Here is a 15,704-nt window from a genome sequence, read left to right on the forward strand (position 1 = left end):
CTCACGTTGCCGCGAGAGGCGCTCACGCAGTCGCGATCGGATCGCCGCCGGCATCGGTCTCGGACCTGCGCCCGAAGGCGCCGGCGGTCGCGAGCCGCGCGATCGCCTCGCCATCGAGACCGAGCGCGCGCGCGAGGATCGCGTCGCGATCGGCGTCGAGGCGCGGCGGGGCGCGCTCGTAGGAGACGGGCGTCGCCGAAAGCTTCAACGGATTGCCGAGGAGGCGCAGGTCCGGCCCGCCGACGGGGGAGGGCATCGCGATGACCATCTCGCGCGCGATCGTGTGCGGATCCTCGAGCGCCTGCGCCACGCTCGCGACGGGTCCGGACGGCACCGCGACCGCGTTGAGCCGCTCGACCCATTCGCCGACGCGCGCCCTCGCGATCACCGGCGCGACGCGCGCGTTCATCGCGTCGAGATTGGCGAGCCGCCCGGAATTGTCGCGACACAGCGGGTCGTCGGCGAGTTCGGGCAGGCCGAGCGTCTCGCAGAAACGCCGGAATTGGCCATTGTTGCCGACCGCCACCACGAGATGCCCGTCCGCCGCCTCGTAGGTCTGGTAGGGCGCGATGTTCGGGTGGCGGTTGCCGAGCCGGCGCGGCGCGCGGCCCGAGACGAGGTAGTTCGTCGCCGCGTTGACGAGCCAGGAGATCTGCGTGTCGTAGAGCGACACTTCGAGGAACTGCCCCTCGCCCGTCGCGTCGCGATGCCGCAGGGCGGCGAGGATGCCGACGACGGCGTACATCCCGCACATCAGATCGGAGATGCCGACCCCGACCTTCATCGGCGCGCCGTCGGGCTCGCCCGTGAGATCCATGATCCCGCCCATCGCCTGGACGAGGAAATCGTAGCCGATCCGGTCGGAATACGGCCCCTCGTGGCCGAAGCCGGTGATCGAGCACCAGACGAGATCGGGCTTGACCGCGCGCAGCGCTTCGTAGTCGAGCCCGCGCCGGGCGAGGTCGCCGGGCTTGTAGTTCTCCACCACCACGTCCGACACCCGCGCGAGGTCGCGCACGAGGGCGGCGCCCGCCTCGCTGGCGAGGTCGATCGCGATCGAGCCCTTGTTGCGGTTGGCCGCGAGATAATAGGCGGAGAGCTCGGTCGGCGCGCCGGCCTCGTCGGCGACGAAGGGCGGCCCCCAGGCGCGGGTGTCGTCGCCGGTGCCCGGCCGCTCGACCTTGATCACCTCCGCGCCGAGATCGCCGAGGAGCTGCGTCGCGCTCGGGCCCGCGAGCACGCGGGTGAGGTCGAGGACGCGCAGGCCCGCGAGGCTGCGGGTTTTCGGATCGGGGCTCGTCTCGGCAGTCTCGCGCATGAGGGCTCGCTCGCTCGCGGGAGGGGGCGCCGATCCTCTAGCGCGGTGGGGGACGTTGGGGAAGGCGTGCGGATCGCGCAGCCGGCTTGCGTGGCGGGGCGGTTGCAGGACGCGCTCGGCCTCTCTACGTAAAGGCCTGCGGAAACAGACAAGCGGCACGACACGCCATGGACCTCCTCAAGCTCGTCGCCTTCGACGAGGAAGACCTCGCCGTCATCTCCGCCCATCTGCAGGATGCGGCCCTGCGGGTCGAGGACCTCGCCTTTCTCCCGAAGGAGCGGCGCTTCGCGCTGTGCGCGCGGCGGTTCGACTGGACCTGCGACCTCGGCGAGCCGCCCCGGCGGCGCCTCACGGGCCTGCATTTCGACAACGTCACCGCCGTTCGCTGCAAGAACATGGACCAGAGCCGCAAGGACCAGGTCCTCAATCTCCTCGCGGTCACCTTCGAGCCGGCGAGCGCGCCCTCGGGCGCGGTGACGCTGATCTTCTCGGAGGATCGCGCGCTGCGGCTCGAGGTCGAGTGCATCGAGGCGCAGATGAAGGACATGGGGCCGGTCTGGGAGGTCGAGAGCCGTCCCTGCCACGAGATCGAGGCGGAGATCGAGGCCGACGCCGCGCCCGCCCGCACGGCGGAGCGTCGCTGATGGCGCTGCGGCTCGATGCGCGCGATGCCGGGTTCGAGCGCGCCTTTTCCGATCTCCTCGCCTCGAAGCGGGAGGTCTCCGAGGAGGTCGACGACGTCGCCCGCGCGATCATCGCCGACGTCATCGCCCGCGGCGACGACGCCCTGATCGAGTACACGTCGCGCTTCGATCGGCTGGACCTCACGGCCGATGGCCTGCGCATCACGCGATCCGAACTCGACGCGGCCGAGGCCGCCTGCGATCGCGAGACGATCGCGGCTCTGCGCCTCGCCAAGGAGCGCATCGAGACCTACCACGCCGCCCAGCGGCCCGGCGACCATCGCACCACCGACGCGCTCGGCGTCACCATGGGCTGGCGCTGGACGCCGATCGAGGCGGCCGGCCTCTACGTGCCGGGCGGGCTCGCGAGCTATCCGTCCTCCGTCCTGATGAATGCGGTGCCCGCGCGCGTCGCGGGCGTCGATCGCGTGGTCATGGTGGTGCCGACCCCACGCGGCGAGGTGAGCCCGCTCGTCCTCGCCGCGGCCAAGATCGCGGGCGTGGACGAGGTGTATCGCATCGGCGGCGCCCAGGCGGTGGCCGCGCTCGCCTACGGCACGCGCACCATCGCGCCGGTGGCGAAGATCGTCGGCCCCGGCAACGCCTATGTCGCGGCGGCCAAGCGCCGGGTCTTCGGCAAGGTCGGCATCGATATGATCGCCGGCCCCTCCGAAGTGCTGATCCTCGCCGACGCGCACGCCAATCCCGACTGGGTCGCCGCCGACCTCCTCGCCCAGGCCGAGCACGACACGGCCGCGCAAGCGATCCTGATCACCGATTCGCCCGCCCTCGCCGACGCGATCGAGCCCGCCATCGCCCGGGCGCTCGCGCAGATGAGCCGCGCCGAGATCGCCTCCGCGAGCTGGCGCGACAACGGCGCGATCATCCTCGTCGAGCGGCTCGACGACGCGGTGCCGCTCGTCGACCGGATCGCGCCGGAACATCTCGAGATCGAGACCGCCGAGCCGATGGCGCTCGCCGCCAAGGTGCGCAATGCGGGCTCCATCTTCCTCGGCGCCCATACGCCCGAGGCGATCGGCGATTACGTCGGCGGCCCCAACCACGTCCTCCCCACCGCCCGCTCGGCGCGCTTCTCCTCGGGGCTCGGCGTCCTCGACTTCATGAAGCGCACCTCGCTCCTCTCGCTGACGCCCGACGCGCTCGCCGCGCTCGGCCCCGCCGCGATGGCGCTCGGCCACGCGGAAGGCTTCGACGGCCACGCGCGGTCGGTCGCCGTGCGGCTGAAGGGGTGAGCTCATCCCTCCCCGGAGGGGAGGGTGGACGGTCGAGCGAAGCGAGACCGGCCGGGTGGGGCCCGGGTGGAGAATATGCTTCGAACCTCGGGCCCCACCCGACCCCTTCGCTGCGCTCAGGGGCCACCCTCCCCTACGGGGAGGGATTTTTGCCCCCTCACTTCATCGTGGGGATCACGAATTCCGCGCCGTCCTTCACCCCCGAAGGCCAGCGGGCGGTGACGGTCTTGGTCTTCGTGTAGAAGCGGATCGCGTCCGGGCCGTGCTGGTTGAGGTCGCCGAAGCCCGAGCGCTTCCAGCCGCCGAAGGTGTAATAGGCGAGCGGCACCGGGATCGGCACGTTGATGCCGACCATGCCGACATTCACCTTGGCGGCGAAATCGCGGGCGGCGTCGCCGTCTCGGGTGAAGATCGCGACGCCGTTGCCGTATTGGTGGTCGTTGGCGAGCGCGAGGCCTTCGGCATAATCCTTGGCGCGCACCACCGAGAGGACCGGGCCGAAGATCTCCTCCTTGTAGATGCGCATGTCGGGGCGCACCTCGTCGAAGAGGCAGCCGCCCATGTAGAAGCCGCGCTCGTAGCCCTGGAGCGAGAAGTTGCGGCCGTCGACGACGAGCTTGGCGCCCTCCGCGACGCCCGCGTCGACATAGGCCTTCACCTTCTCGAGGTGGCCCTTCGTCACGAGCGGGCCGAAATCGGCGGACGGATCGGTCGAGGGGCCGACCTTGAGGCTCTCGACGCGCGGGATCAGCTTCTCCATCAGCCGGTCGGCGGTGGACTGGCCGACGGGGACGGCGACCGAGATCGCCATGCAGCGCTCGCCCGCCGAGCCGTAGCCGGCGCCGATCAGCGCGTCGACCGTCTGGTCGAGATCGGCGTCGGGCATGATGATCATGTGGTTCTTGGCGCCGCCGAAGCACTGGGCGCGCTTGCCGGTCGCCGCCGCGCGCGAATAGACGTAATGCGCGATGTCGGAGGAGCCGACGAAGCCCACCGCCCGGATATCGGGATCGTCGAGGATGGCGTCGACCGCCTCCTTGTCGCCGTTGACGACGTTGAGCACGCCGGCCGGCAGCCCCGCCTCCATCATCAGTTCGGCAAGCCGCATCGGCACGCCCGGGTCGCGCTCGGACGGCTTGAGGATGAAGGAATTGCCGCAGGCGATCGCGGGGGCGAACTTCCACATCGGGATCATGGCGGGGAAGTTGAACGGCGTGATGCCCGCGACCACGCCGAGCGGCTGGCGCATCGAGTACATGTCGATGCCCGGCCCCGCGCCCTCCGTGAACTCGCCCTTCTGCAGGTGCGCGATGCCGATCACGAACTCGCAGACCTCGAGGCCGCGCTGGATGTCGCCCTTGGCGTCGGGAATGGTCTTGCCGTGCTCGCGGGCGAGGAGGTCGGCGAGCTCGTCCATGTTCTTGTTGAGGAGCTCGACGAACTTCATGAACACGCGCGCGCGCCGCTGCGGGTTCGTGGCGCCCCAGGCGACCTGCGCCTCGATGGCGTTCTCGACCGCGGCGCGGACCTCGTCGCGCGTGGCGAGGGAGACCTTGGCGCGCACCTCCCCGGTCATCGGCTCGTAGACGTCGCCATAACGCCCCGACGATCCCTCGACCTCGCGACCACCGATGAAATGCCCGACCGTGCGCATGGTGCACGCCTCCCTTGCTCTCAGATCATAGCGTTATCATTTGCGATATGCGCACAGCTATAGGAGATTTCGAAGCCAGTACGTGCGTCGATACCCGTGACCTTGGGTCAACGGCGCAGCCCCGCAAGCCTCCGGTGCGTCTCCCCCGCGCGCCTCCGATCCGTACCGCGGTTCCGTGCTCTCGGAAACCCGCTTGGAGTCTGTTCATGAGTCGCTTCGATTGGGACGACCTGCGCTTCTTCCTCGCCGTGGCGCGCGTCGGCCGCCTCACCGTCGCCGCGCGCCGGCTGGGCGCCGACCACGCCACCGTGTCGCGCAGGATTACCGCGCTCGAGGATGCGCTCAAGGCGAAATTGTTCGAGCGGCGTCCGCAGGGATACGCATTGACCGAGCACGGCGAGCGGCTCCTCGCCAAGGCGGAGGCGATCGAGACGCAGGCGCTCGCGGTCTCCTCCGAGATCGGCGGGGCCGATCTCGCGCTGTCGGGCACCGTGCGCATCGGCGCGCCCGACGGCTTCGGCACCATGTTCCTCGCCCCCCGCACCGCCGATCTCGCCAAGCAATATCCCGATCTCGAGCTCCAGATCGTCGCGATGCCGCGGCTCCTGTCCCTGTCGAAGCGCGAGGCGGACATCGCGATCTCGCTCGCGCCGCCGAAAGAGGGCAAGATCGTCGCCCGCCGGCTGACGGACTACAAGCTCGGCGTCTTCGCCACGCAGGACTATCTCGACCGCGCCAAGCCGATCACGCGCCCGGAGGACCTGCACGAGCATCCGGTGATCGGCTATATCGACGATCTCATCTTCACGCCCGAGCTCGACTATCTCGACGAGGTCGCCAAGGGCTTGCGCGCCAAGATCTCCTCCTCCTCGCTCGTCACCCAGATGCAGGCGGCGCTCGCCGGGGTGGGGGTCTGCGTGCTGCCTTACTACGTCGCCGCCCAGGACCCGCGCCTCGTCCAGGTGCTGCCGGAGGCGACGAGCTTCGTGCGCTCCTATTGGCTGATCGTCCACGCCGACCTGAAGGACATCGCCCGCATCCGCGCGACGATGGATTTCCTGGTCCGCGAGGTGAAGGCGGCGCGGCTCGACTTCATGCCGGAGGACCGGCCCTGAGCGGTCGAGGCGCTATCCTGAATGTGTCGTCAAGGGGGGCGCCGACAGGGCGAGCTCCATCGGTGTCATCCCCGACGATCTCCGCCCCCCCTTCCCTCACTCCGCCGCGCGGCGCGGCTTGAGGCGCTCGAGGGGGGTGATGCGCAGCAGGGTGATGCGGTTTCGCGTCTTGCGCAGCACCTGGAAGCGGAAGCCGTGGAAGGTGAAGGCCTGGCCCGTCTCGGGGATGAGCTGCGCCTCGTGGATGACGAGGCCGGCGATGGTGGTGGCCTCCTCGTCGGGCAGGTTCCAGTCCATCACCCGGTTGAGGTCGCGGATCGGCACCGAGCCGTCGACGTTCACCGAGCCGTCGAGCTGAACGCGCACGCCCGACACCGAGAGATCGTGCTCGTCCTTGATGTCGCCGACGATCTCCTCGAGGATGTCCTCGAGCGTCACGAGCCCCTGCACCTCGCCGTATTCGTCGACGACGAGGGCGAAGTGCGTCTTCTTGACGAGGAAGGCGCGCAATTGGTCGCGCAGGCTCGTGCGATCGGGCACGAACCAGGGCTCGAGCGCGATCTGGTCGATCTTCAGCCGCCCCGCCTCCCCGCCGGCCGCGTCGAGCGCGCGCAGGAGGTCCTTCGCGTGCAGGATGCCGACGATGTTCTCGTGGCGCCCGCGCCAGAGCGGCAGGCGGGTATGGGGCGAGGTGAGGACCTCGCGCACGATCTCGTCGGGCGGAAGGTCCGCGTCGATCATGCGCATGCGCGTGCGGTGGACCATCACGTCCTCCACCACGAGCTCGCGCAGGTCGAGGAGGCCGCCGAGCATGTCGCGCTCGGCCTTGGCGACGCCGCCCTCCTTGTGGAGGAGGTCCACCTGCCCGCGCAGCTCCTCGGTCGCCGAGAGGATGTTCTGCGTCTTGCCGAGCTGCACGCCGAAGAGCGACAGGAGCCCGCGGATGAACTTCTCGACGGCGAGCGTCAGCGGGCCGAAGAGGGCGACGATCCAGGAGATCGGCTTGGCGACCGCCAGCGCGACGCGATCGGGGAAGTTGATCGCCACCGTCTTCGGCAGCACCTCGGAGAACACGATCACGAAGGCCGATACCGCGATCGTCGCGTAGACGATGCCCACCTCGCCGAAGATCGACAGGAGGATGCCCGTCGTCAGCGAGGCGGCGAGCGTGTTGACGAGGTTGTTGCCGATCAGAATGCCGCCGATCAGCCGCTCGCGGGTGGCGAGCAGCGTGTTGACGAGGGCCGCGCGCCCGTCGCCGCTCTTCTCGAGCGCGTGCATGCGCGCCCGCGAGGACGCGGTCAGCGCCGTCTCCGAGCCGGAGAAGAAGCCGGAGAGCACGAAACAGGCGATCAGAGCCGGGATCGCGATCCAGAGCATGCCGTCCATGTCGCTCCTCGTGGTTCTCAGGCGGAGGCGGGGGCGCCGAGCTCGTCGAGGAGGAACGCGCGCACGTCCTCGACCGCGACGCCCGTCGCGATGAAGCTCGCGCCGATGCCGCGGGCGAGGATGAAGGTGAGCGCGCCGGCGACGACCTTCTTGTCCTGCGCCATGGCGTCGAGCAGGCCGTCGACGTCGGGCGCGAGGCCGGGGATCGCGGCGATGCGGGTCGGCAGGCCCACGCTCTCGAGATGACGCGCGACGCGCGCGGCATCGTCGGGCGGACACAGGTTCAGCCGCGCGGAGAAGCGGAAGGCGAGCGCGAGCCCGATACCCACCGCCTCGCCGTGGACGAGGCGCGCGGCGTCGTAGCGGGCGAGGCGCTCCAGCGCATGCGCGAAGGTGTGGCCGAGATTGAGGAGCGCGCGGTCGCCCTCCTCGCGCTCGTCGCGCGCGACGATCGCCGCCTTGGCGCGGCAGGAGACGGCGACCGCGTGCTCGCGCGCCGGGCCTCCGGCGAGCACCTGCGCGCCGTTCTCCTCGCACCAGGCGAAGAAGGCGGGATCGTCGATGAGGCCGTATTTCACCACTTCCGCATAGCCGGCCCGGGCCTCGCGCGCGGGCAGCGTGTCGAGGAGCGCCGTGTCGGCGAGGACGAGGCTCGGCTGGTAGAAGGTGCCGATCAGGTTCTTGCCGTGGGGCGAATTGATGCCGGTCTTGCCGCCGACCGACGAATCGACCTGCGCGAGGAGGCTGGTCGGCACCTGCACGAAGCGCATGCCGCGCCGCACGATCGCCGCGGCAAAGCCCGCGAGATCGCCGACGACCCCGCCGCCGAGCGCCAGCACGAGGTCGCGCCGCTCGATGCGCGCCGCGAGCAGCCCCTCGCAGACGTCTTCGAGCACGCGCCAGCTCTTCGCGCCCTCGCCGGGGGACACCGTGACGAGATCGGTCCGAAGGCCCGCGGCCTCGAGGCTCGCGAGGATCGGCCCGGCATGCAGCGCGCCGACATTCTCGTCGGTGACGATCGCCACCGCGCGCGCGCCGAGCGCGCGGGCGCGCGCGCCGGCCTCCTGCGAGACGCCGCGGCCGATCAGGATCTCGTAGGAGCGCTCGCCGAGCGCGACGTGAACGCTCTCCCGTCGTGGCTCGATCGTGCTCATCGCCCGCCCTCTCTCGATGTCGCGACCGCCTCTTCGTCCGCATGCGCCAGATGCGCGTCGAGCGCGGCGACGATCGCGTCGACCACCTCGCCATGGGTTCCGTCGCGGCTGACGACCCTCAGATCGGCGAGCGCGTAGACGGGATAGCGCTCGTCCATCAGCCGCCGCATCGTGCCCTCGGGGTCCGGGTTCTGGAGGAGCGGCCGGGTCGGGCGCTTGCGCACGCGCCGCATTAGCGTGTCGAGATCGGCCTCGAGCCAGACCGAGATGCCGGCCTGCGCGATCGCGGCGCGCGTCTGCGCGTCCATGTAGGCGCCGCCGCCGGTGGCGAGCACCATCGCGCCCGCGTGCAGGAGGCGGTCGATGACGCGGCGCTCGCCGTCGCGAAAGTAGGGCTCGCCGAAGGTCGCGAAGATGTCGGCGATCGACATGCCGGCCGCGTCCTCGATCTCGCTGTCCGCATCGCGGAAGGGCAGGCCGAGCCGGCTTGCGAGCCGGCGGCCGACCGTGCTCTTGCCCGCGCCCATCAGGCCGACGAGCACGACCGGCCGCTCGCCGAGCCGCTCCCGCACGCGCCCCTCCGCGCCCGGCTGCGCCGCCCCGTCCGCCGCCCCGCCCGTCTCGACCCTGCCCGACCGCTCGCTCATCAGGCTGGAATAGCATCGCTGGCGGCGGCTGTCATCGCGGGTGGGATTGGGGATTCACGTGCGAATCGCGACGTGGTATGTTTCGTCGTCGTCGACGTCTGCGCGGCGTAGGCGATACCGGAAGCGCGACACGGTGATATTCTGCTGGCCGTAGCACCGTCTCTCGGGACGGGAGCGCTTTGTGGGGTTCCGTTGCAGGCCCCATCGCTTTCGGAGATCGCGGGCGCTCCCCTGTGGAGCGCCCGTCACTCCTCCCCCTCACCGCCCGATCAACGCCCGCGCCACGATCACCCGCATGATCTCGTTCGTCCCTTCCAGGATCTGGTGCACCCTCAAGTCGCGGACGATCTTCTCGATGCCGTAATCGGCGAGGTAGCCGTAGCCGCCGTGGATCTGGAGGGCCTCGTTGGCGATCTCGAAGCCGCGGTCGGTGGCGATGCGCTTGGCCATGGCGCACAAGGTCGTCGCCTCGGGCGTCTTCGCGTCGAGCGCGGCGGCGGCGCGCCAGAGGAAGGTGCGCGCGGCCTCGAGCTCGCTCGCCATGTCGGCGAGCTTGAATTGCAGCGCCTGGAACTGGCTCAGGGTCTTGCCGAAGGCGGTGCGCTCGCGGGCATAGGCGAGCGCCTTGTCGAGCGCGGCCTGCGCCCCGCCGAGCGAGCAGGCGCCGATATTGAGCCGGCCGCCGTCGAGGCCCGCCATGGCGATCTTGAAGCCGATGCCCTCGGGTCCGAGCCGATTGGCGACCGGCACGCGCGCGCCCTCCAGGATCACCTGGGCGGTGGGCTGCGCGTTCCAGCCCATCTTCTTCTCCTGCGCGCCGAAGGAGAGGCCGGGCGTGTCGCGCTCGATCACGAGCGTCGAGACCCCGCCCGCCCCCTCCTCGCCGGTGCGCACCATGGTGACGTAGAGGTCGGAGGCGCCGGCGCCCGAGATGAATTGCTTGACGCCGTCGACGACGTAGACATCGCCCTCGCGCCGGGCGCGCGTCTTGAGCGCGGCGGCGTCCGAGCCGGCGCCGGGCTCGGTGAGGCAATAGCTCGCCACGAGATCCATCGCGCACAGGCCCGGCAGCCATTTGCGGCGCTGCTCGTCGGAGCCGTAGGAATCGATCATCCAGGCGGCCATGTTGTGGATCGAGACGAAGGCCGAAACGGTCGGGCAGCCGGTCGCGAGCGCTTCGAAGATGAGGGCCGCGTCGAGCCGCCCCAGCCCCGAGCCGCCGACGTCCTCGGAGATGTACACCCCGCCCATGCCGAGCGCGGCCGCCTCGCGCATCACGTCGAGCGGGAAATGCTTCTCCTCGTCCCAGCGCACCGCGTGCGGCGCGAGCTTCTCCTGCGCGAAGGCGCGGGCCATGTCGCGGATGGCGAGGTGGTCCTCGGTCAGGCCGAAGAGCGGCGTCGTCGTGTGCGGGATCGTCATGGTGGGCGTGCTCGCTTCCTCTCGCGCGCTCTCGTCTCGGCGGCTCGTCGCCGATCATGCGGAAGCCGCGGCGCCGCGCAAGGGAGCCGGGAGACGCAATTTCTCGCGCGCGGCGCTTCCTTAAGGTCGGGGAAGTAAGCGGCGGCGCCTGCGCGGTTTCGGTCGCCCTCTTTCGGCGCGCGGCGAGACGGAGTACAGTCGAACTTACGACGAGGCGCCGCGAATCGGCGATGCGGGCAAGATGCCGCCACGCTCGATTGCGCAATTTCCTGGCATCACCCATGGCCGAGCGAGGGCGACGATGAGGCGACGGGGGAGGTTCGGCGCGGCCGTGCTGCTCGCGAGCCTTTCCGCGAGCCTGCTCGTGCCCCCGCCCGCCGCCGCGGAGGGCGGCGCTTTCGATCTGTCCTCCGCCTTCTCGCCCGTCCTCACGGCGGTCTCGCGCGCCGTTTTTCCGCCGAGCCGCGCCGCGGAGGCCGATCCGGCTCTGTTCGCACCGCAGGCGATGAGCGGCGAGGGGACGGCAGCGCGCCTGCGCCCCCCGGCCGCGACACGTCCCGCGCTCCTCGACGGGCCGCTACTCCTGCGCGGGAAATTGTAGACGCGGCGAGGCGTCGAGCCGCGCCGGCCTCAGGGATTGGTGCGCCCGGTCGTCCGAGGATCGACGCCGCCGGTGCGGTCGGCATCGTTCATGACGTCGCCCTCGAAGGTGTTCTCTCCTTGGATCGGCAGGCCGCTCGTGCCCTGCCGGTACTGGCCCTTCGAGCGGCCGATGCCGGGATCGCTCTTCAGGTCGCGATCGGTGGGCGCGCGCGTCTTCGGATGCTTGTTCGACATGCCGGACTCCTGCCGTTCCTCGCCGGCCTCGCGCCGGCTGCCTCCCGGTGAACCGGTCGCGGCAAGGCGGGTTCCCGAGCGCGGCCTCTCGGCTCAGCCCGCGAGCGCGTCGATGTCCTCGTCCGAGAGGACGCCCGGCACGATGACCACGGGCACGGGAAAGGTGCTCGCGGCGACGCCCGCGAGCGTCGAGACGAGCGGGCCGGGGCCCTCGCTCGAGGTGCCGGCGGCGAGGACGAGGAAGGAGATGTCCTCGTCCTCGTCGATGAGCTTGAGGATCTCCTCCTGCTTGTTGCCCACGCGGGCGATTCGCTCCGGCTCGACGCCCGCCGCCTCGCGGGCGAGGGTGGCGGCGGCCTCGAGCTGCTCCTCCGCCTCGTCCTCGGCCTCCGCGCGCATCACGTCGCCGACGCCGAGCCATTCGAAGCCGTCGGGCATGTCGGAGACGGCGAGCATCACGAGCTTGGCGCCGAGGCGCGCGACGCGGCGGGCGGCGAATCGCACCGCGCGCGCGCATTCCGGCGTCTCGTCGACGAAGACCAGGAATTTGGGGCGGTGGCCCGCCTCGTAGGAGCGTCGTCGGGAATAGGGCATTACCGAGCCTCTCTGCGAGCCGGCCTCGATCGGGGCCTTCGGGGGTTGCGTCGGACGCGATGCTGCCGCCGCACGAGGTGGAGGGCAAGCGTCGCGGCAGCGTCCTCAGCCGATCTCCACCACCGTTCGCCCCCGCACGCGTCCCGCGAGGATCGCCTGCGCCTCGTCGATCGCGGCGTCGAGCGGGATCGTGCGGGTCATCGCGTCGAGGATCGCGGGGTCGAGATCGCGGGCGAGCCGCGCCCACGCCTGCTCGCGCAGCGGGATCGGCGCGGGCACCGAGTTGACGCCGAGAAGCGCGACGCCGCGCAGGATGAAGGGCGCCACCGAGGTCGGCAGGTCCATGCCCGCGGCATTGCCGCAGGCGGCGACGGCGCCGTCCGGGCTCGTCATCGAGAGGACGTTGGCGAGAACGGCTCCGCCGACGGTGTCGATCGCAGCCGCCCAGCGCGCCTTGGCGAGGGGCTTCGCCGGCCCCTCGAGCTCGGCGCGCGGGATCGTCTGCGCGGCCCCGAGGCGGGCGAGATAATCGGCTTCCTCCTCCGCGCGCCCGCTCGCGGCGATCACCTGCCAGCCCGCCGCCGCCAGGAGCGCGACGGCGACAGAGCCGACGCCGCCCGCCGCGCCCGTCACCAGAGCCGGCCCGGCAGCGGGCGCGAGCCCGTGGCGTTCGAGCGCGAGGAGGCAGAGCATGGCGGTCAGCCCCGCGGTGCCGACGGCCATGGCGCGGGCGGGACTCATGCCCTCGGGCAGCGCGACGAGCCAATCGCCCGAGACCCGCATGCGCTCGGCATAGGCGCCGAGATGCGTCTCGCCGACGCCCCAGCCGGTGAGGACGACGGCATCGCCCGGCTTCCAGCGCGGATGGTCGGAGCGCTCGACGATCCCCGCCGCGTCGATGCCGGCGATCATGGGGAAGCGGCGCACGACGGGCGCGCGGCCCGTGAGCGCGAGCCCGTCCTTGTAGTTCAGCGTGGAATGGGACACGCGCAGGACGACGTCCCCCTCCATCAGCTCCGATTCGGGGAAGTCCGTCAGGGCGGCCCGCGTGCCGTCCTCCGCCTTGGTGATCACGATCGCCCGCATGGCGCCCTCCCCGCTCGGCTCGTCCGTCGGCGAGTTCACACGAGGGCGGGGCGCCGGGCAAGAGGGCGCTTCCGAAAGCGTCGGCGGCGGGGCGGGCGTGCCGCCCCGCGCGCTCCTCACGCGACCTGCTTCTTGAGGTCCTTCGGCAGCTCGGGCAGCTCGATGTCGACCTCGAGCAGCGAGACCGAATCGCCGCGGTCCATCTTGACGCGGACCTTGTCGCGCTCGACCGGCACGTGCTTTGCGATGACGGCGAGGATCTCCTCGCGCAGGATCGCGACGAGGTCCGATTGGCCGATCACGGCGCGTTCGTGGGCGAGGAGCACCTGGAGGCGCTCCCGCGCCACCGGCGCGGAATTGCGCCGGGTGAAGAGGCTGAACAGGCTCATGCGGCCCTCCTTCCGAAGAGCTTCCCGAAGAAGCTCTTCTTCTCTGCGGGAACGGTCATGGCGAGGGTCTCGCCCTCGAGCCGGCGCGCGGCGTCGAAATAGGCGCGGGCGGGCGCCGAATCCGGCTCGCACAGCGTGACCGGGCTGCCGAGATTGGAGGCGCGCAGCACGTCCTGGCTCTCGGGAATGATGCCCACGAGCGGGATCGAGAGGATCTCGAGCACGTCGTCGACCTTGAGCATGTCGCCGCGCTCGGCGCGGATGGGGTCGTAGCGGGTCAGAAGCAGGTGCTTCTCCATCCGCTCGCCGCGCTCGGCCTTCTCGGTCTTCGAATCGAGGAGGCCGATGATCCGGTCCGAATCGCGAACCGAGGAGACCTCCGGATTGGTCACCACGATCGCCGCATCCGCATGGCGCATCGCGAGCGTCGCGCCGCGCTCGATGCCGGCGGGGCTGTCGCAGATCACCCAGTCGAACTTCTCGCGAAGCTCGTCCATGACCTTGGCGACGCCCTCCTGGGTGAGGTTGTCCTTGTCGCGGGTCTGGGAGGCGGGCAGGAGGTGGAGCGTGTCGCACCTCTTGTCGCGGATCAGCGCCTGGGCGAGCTTGGCGTCGCCCTGCACCACGTTGATGAGGTCGAACACCACGCGGCGCTCGGCCCCCATGACCAGATCGAGATTGCGCAGGCCGACGTCGAAGTCGACCACGACGACGTTCTTGCCGCCGCGCGCGAGGGCCGCGCCGAGCGCGGCCGTCGAGGTCGTCTTGCCGACGCCCCCCTTACCGGAAGTCACGACCAGAACCTTGGCCATCGCTCTCATCCTCCTGTTGCCCCCACGCACGCGCCGGCTCTTGTCAGCCGATCGCGGCGATTCGCATCGCATCGCCTTCGAGCCAGACCTGAGCGGCCTTGCCGCGCAGCTCCGACTGCATGTCCTCGGCCGTCTTGTAGAGGCCGTCGATCGCCACGAGCTCGGCTTCGAGCTTGCGGCAGAAGATTCGCGCCTGCCCGTTGCCGGCGGCGCCCGCGAGCGCCCGGCCGCGCAGGGCGCCGTAGACGTGGATCGAGCCGCCCGCGACGATCTCGGCGCCCGAGGCGACCGATCCGAGCACGGTGACGTCGCCCTCGACGAAGACGATCGACTGGCCCGAGCGCACCGGCTCCTCGATGATCAGCGAGGGCATGGGCGCGGGGGCGGCGGGCGCGGCGACGCTCTGGGCCGCCCCACTCTCGCCCGTCTCCTTGCCGTCCGCCTTGCCCTTGGCCTTCGCCTTGCCCTTGGCCTCGCCGGACGCGTCCTTCGTCGCGGCGTCCGGCGCCGCGACGGCGGCGGCCTCGACCGCGCGGGCGGCCTCGGCGGCGGGGTCGATCTCGGCGGCGGGCCGGCCGCCGCGCATCTCCGGCGGCAGGCCGGGGCCGAGCATGGAGGGCTTCGAGCCTTCGACGCCCATGATTCGCACGCCGCGCTCGCCGAGGAGCTCGACGAGCCGCGCGAGCTCGTCGCGCGAGATCGAGAGCCCGTTCAGATCGAGGATGATCGGCCGTCCCAGGAAGAAGCCCGGCGACTTGTCGGCGAGCGCGTCGAGGCGCTCGAGCCAGTCCTCGAACGGCAGCTCCGGCGCGAGCGCCAGCGCGACGAAGGAGCGACCGCGGAAACGGATGGCGGACTTGGTCGGGGACGAGGTGACTGCGTTCATCGGGGCGGATCTCACTGTGATGCGCCCGATCTGAAAGGGACGTGGTTAATGGGGGGTTAATTCGCGCAATGGGATCGGCAACTTTTGCCGGGCATGCGAGTGACGTATGGTCATGGTTGCATTTCGGCGGCCGTGACGGGTGCGCCTGGACCGGACGAGGAAGGGGCCGACGCGGGTGATTCGCAGCGCCCCATCCCTCCCCGGAGGGGAGCGTGGCCTTTCGAGCGCGAGCGAGAAAGGCCGGGCGGGGCCCGGGTGGAGATCATCCCGCAGGCGTCGTGCCCCACCCGACCTGCGTCGCCTTCGGCTCGCAGGCCACCCTGCCCTACCGAGTACGCACATCGGCGTTCGTGCATGCGTTCGACGAAAACGGTGCGGCCGTTCTCCTTCCCCTCAGGGGAAGGTGGCTCCGACCCCGAACAGGGGTCGGAGACGGATGGGGTCGTTCGACCCGAAGGGTCGAAG

The 15,704-nt window shown here is 70.8% G+C and carries 16 protein-coding genes; 4 read left to right on the top strand and 12 right to left on the bottom strand.

What is annotated here, in order from left to right; all coding sequences use genetic code 11:
* Positions 1–22: 22 nt before the first annotated feature.
* On the bottom strand, positions 23–1,318 hold the full coding sequence (locus ACK4UM_RS13235) for a CaiB/BaiF CoA transferase family protein (protein WP_409799755.1): 1,296 nt from the start codon (positions 1,316–1,318) through the stop codon (positions 23–25).
* Positions 1,319–1,485: 167 nt separating this feature from the next.
* Between ACK4UM_RS13235 and ACK4UM_RS13240 the strand changes: the two genes are divergently transcribed.
* Positions 1,486–1,962, top strand: coding sequence for a DUF2948 family protein (locus ACK4UM_RS13240; RefSeq protein ID WP_409799759.1), 477 nt, complete (start codon positions 1,486–1,488; stop codon positions 1,960–1,962).
* Entirely contained in the window at positions 1,962–3,254 is a 1,293-nt protein-coding gene (hisD, locus tag ACK4UM_RS13245; RefSeq protein ID WP_409799762.1) for a histidinol dehydrogenase, read from the top strand. The genes ACK4UM_RS13240 and hisD overlap by 1 nt, the downstream gene beginning before the upstream one ends.
* A gap of 157 nt (positions 3,255–3,411) precedes the next feature.
* Here the strand turns inward: hisD and ACK4UM_RS13250 are convergent, their stop codons facing one another.
* Positions 3,412–4,908, bottom strand: a complete 1,497-nt coding sequence (locus ACK4UM_RS13250; protein ID WP_409799765.1) for a CoA-acylating methylmalonate-semialdehyde dehydrogenase — start codon at positions 4,906–4,908, stop codon at positions 3,412–3,414.
* Between the two features lie 206 nt (positions 4,909–5,114).
* On the opposite strand from ACK4UM_RS13250, the gene ACK4UM_RS13255 reads away from it, so the two are divergent.
* Positions 5,115–6,023 (top strand): LysR family transcriptional regulator, encoded by a 909-nt coding sequence (locus ACK4UM_RS13255; RefSeq protein ID WP_409799768.1) that lies wholly within the window; start codon positions 5,115–5,117, stop codon positions 6,021–6,023.
* A 96-nt stretch (positions 6,024–6,119) separates the two neighbouring features.
* Here the strand turns inward: ACK4UM_RS13255 and ACK4UM_RS13260 are convergent, their stop codons facing one another.
* The 4 genes from ACK4UM_RS13260 to ACK4UM_RS13275 all read right to left on the bottom strand — a co-directional run bounded on the left by ACK4UM_RS13260 (position 6,120) and on the right by ACK4UM_RS13275 (position 10,635).
* A complete protein-coding gene (locus ACK4UM_RS13260; RefSeq protein ID WP_409799771.1) occupies positions 6,120–7,412 on the bottom strand; it encodes an HlyC/CorC family transporter in 1,293 nt (430 codons plus the stop codon).
* 17 nt (positions 7,413–7,429) lie between these two features.
* A complete protein-coding gene (gene aroB, locus ACK4UM_RS13265) occupies positions 7,430–8,566 on the bottom strand; it encodes a 3-dehydroquinate synthase (protein WP_409799773.1) in 1,137 nt (378 codons plus the stop codon).
* Complete coding sequence (locus ACK4UM_RS13270) at positions 8,563–9,213, bottom strand: shikimate kinase (RefSeq protein WP_409799776.1); 651 nt, start codon at positions 9,211–9,213, stop codon at positions 8,563–8,565. Before ACK4UM_RS13270 ends, aroB begins: the two co-directional genes overlap by 4 nt.
* A 258-nt stretch (positions 9,214–9,471) precedes the next feature.
* Positions 9,472–10,635 (bottom strand): isobutyryl-CoA dehydrogenase, encoded by a 1,164-nt coding sequence (locus ACK4UM_RS13275; protein WP_409799779.1) that lies wholly within the window; start codon positions 10,633–10,635, stop codon positions 9,472–9,474.
* A gap of 301 nt (positions 10,636–10,936) precedes the next feature.
* On the opposite strand from ACK4UM_RS13275, the gene ACK4UM_RS13280 reads away from it, so the two are divergent.
* A complete protein-coding gene (locus tag ACK4UM_RS13280; protein WP_409799782.1) occupies positions 10,937–11,236 on the top strand; it encodes a hypothetical protein in 300 nt (99 codons plus the stop codon).
* A 29-nt stretch (positions 11,237–11,265) separates the two neighbouring features.
* Here the strand turns inward: ACK4UM_RS13280 and ACK4UM_RS13285 are convergent, their stop codons facing one another.
* The 6 genes from ACK4UM_RS13285 to minC all read right to left on the bottom strand — a co-directional run bounded on the left by ACK4UM_RS13285 (position 11,266) and on the right by minC (position 15,239).
* On the bottom strand, positions 11,266–11,472 hold the full coding sequence (locus tag ACK4UM_RS13285; RefSeq protein WP_409799784.1) for a hypothetical protein: 207 nt from the start codon (positions 11,470–11,472) through the stop codon (positions 11,266–11,268).
* Positions 11,473–11,565: 93 nt separating this feature from the next.
* A complete protein-coding gene (locus ACK4UM_RS13290; protein ID WP_409799786.1) occupies positions 11,566–12,066 on the bottom strand; it encodes a universal stress protein in 501 nt (166 codons plus the stop codon).
* Positions 12,067–12,171: 105 nt separating this feature from the next.
* Positions 12,172–13,152 (bottom strand): MDR family oxidoreductase, encoded by a 981-nt coding sequence (locus ACK4UM_RS13295; protein ID WP_409799789.1) that lies wholly within the window; start codon positions 13,150–13,152, stop codon positions 12,172–12,174.
* Positions 13,153–13,268: 116 nt separating this feature from the next.
* The gene (gene minE / locus ACK4UM_RS13300; RefSeq protein WP_409799791.1) at positions 13,269–13,541 is read right to left on the bottom strand and encodes a cell division topological specificity factor MinE; all 273 of its coding nucleotides are present in this window, start codon (positions 13,539–13,541) and stop codon (positions 13,269–13,271) included.
* Entirely contained in the window at positions 13,538–14,353 is an 816-nt protein-coding gene (minD, locus tag ACK4UM_RS13305; RefSeq protein WP_409799793.1) for a septum site-determining protein MinD, read from the bottom strand. The genes minE and minD overlap by 4 nt, the downstream gene beginning before the upstream one ends.
* A 43-nt stretch (positions 14,354–14,396) precedes the next feature.
* Positions 14,397–15,239: a septum site-determining protein MinC gene (gene minC / locus ACK4UM_RS13310; RefSeq protein ID WP_409799796.1), complete on the bottom strand. Its 843-nt coding sequence runs from the start codon at positions 15,237–15,239 to the stop codon at positions 14,397–14,399.
* Between the last annotated feature and the right edge of the window lie 465 nt (positions 15,240–15,704).

It is taken from the genome of Salinarimonas sp. (assembly GCF_046292825.1).
In the GTDB taxonomy this organism is placed as follows: Bacteria; Pseudomonadota; Alphaproteobacteria; order Rhizobiales; family Beijerinckiaceae; genus Salinarimonas.

Bases quoted from the DNA above. Each gene is read 5' to 3' on its own strand.
- ACK4UM_RS13235 (WP_409799755.1), bottom strand. From the start codon at position 1,318: ATGCGCGAGACTGCCGAGACGAGCCCCGATCCGAAAACCCGCAGCCTC.
- aroB (WP_409799773.1), bottom strand. From the start codon at position 8,566: ATGAGCACGATCGAGCCACGACGGGAGAGCGTTCACGTCGCGCTCGGC.
- minD (WP_409799793.1), bottom strand. From the start codon at position 14,353: ATGGCCAAGGTTCTGGTCGTGACTTCCGGTAAGGGGGGCGTCGGCAAG.
- ACK4UM_RS13240 (WP_409799759.1), top strand. From the start codon at position 1,486: ATGGACCTCCTCAAGCTCGTCGCCTTCGACGAGGAAGACCTCGCCGTC.
- hisD (WP_409799762.1), top strand. From the start codon at position 1,962: ATGGCGCTGCGGCTCGATGCGCGCGATGCCGGGTTCGAGCGCGCCTTT.
- ACK4UM_RS13290 (WP_409799786.1), bottom strand. From the start codon at position 12,066: ATGCCCTATTCCCGACGACGCTCCTACGAGGCGGGCCACCGCCCCAAA.
- ACK4UM_RS13280 (WP_409799782.1), top strand. From the start codon at position 10,937: ATGAGGCGACGGGGGAGGTTCGGCGCGGCCGTGCTGCTCGCGAGCCTT.
- ACK4UM_RS13285 (WP_409799784.1), bottom strand. From the start codon at position 11,472: ATGTCGAACAAGCATCCGAAGACGCGCGCGCCCACCGATCGCGACCTG.
- ACK4UM_RS13255 (WP_409799768.1), top strand. From the start codon at position 5,115: ATGAGTCGCTTCGATTGGGACGACCTGCGCTTCTTCCTCGCCGTGGCG.
- minE (WP_409799791.1), bottom strand. From the start codon at position 13,541: ATGAGCCTGTTCAGCCTCTTCACCCGGCGCAATTCCGCGCCGGTGGCG.
- ACK4UM_RS13295 (WP_409799789.1), bottom strand. From the start codon at position 13,152: ATGCGGGCGATCGTGATCACCAAGGCGGAGGACGGCACGCGGGCCGCC.
- ACK4UM_RS13250 (WP_409799765.1), bottom strand. From the start codon at position 4,908: ATGCGCACGGTCGGGCATTTCATCGGTGGTCGCGAGGTCGAGGGATCG.
- minC (WP_409799796.1), bottom strand. From the start codon at position 15,239: ATGAACGCAGTCACCTCGTCCCCGACCAAGTCCGCCATCCGTTTCCGC.
- ACK4UM_RS13275 (WP_409799779.1), bottom strand. From the start codon at position 10,635: ATGACGATCCCGCACACGACGACGCCGCTCTTCGGCCTGACCGAGGAC.
- ACK4UM_RS13260 (WP_409799771.1), bottom strand. From the start codon at position 7,412: ATGGACGGCATGCTCTGGATCGCGATCCCGGCTCTGATCGCCTGTTTC.
- ACK4UM_RS13270 (WP_409799776.1), bottom strand. From the start codon at position 9,213: ATGAGCGAGCGGTCGGGCAGGGTCGAGACGGGCGGGGCGGCGGACGGG.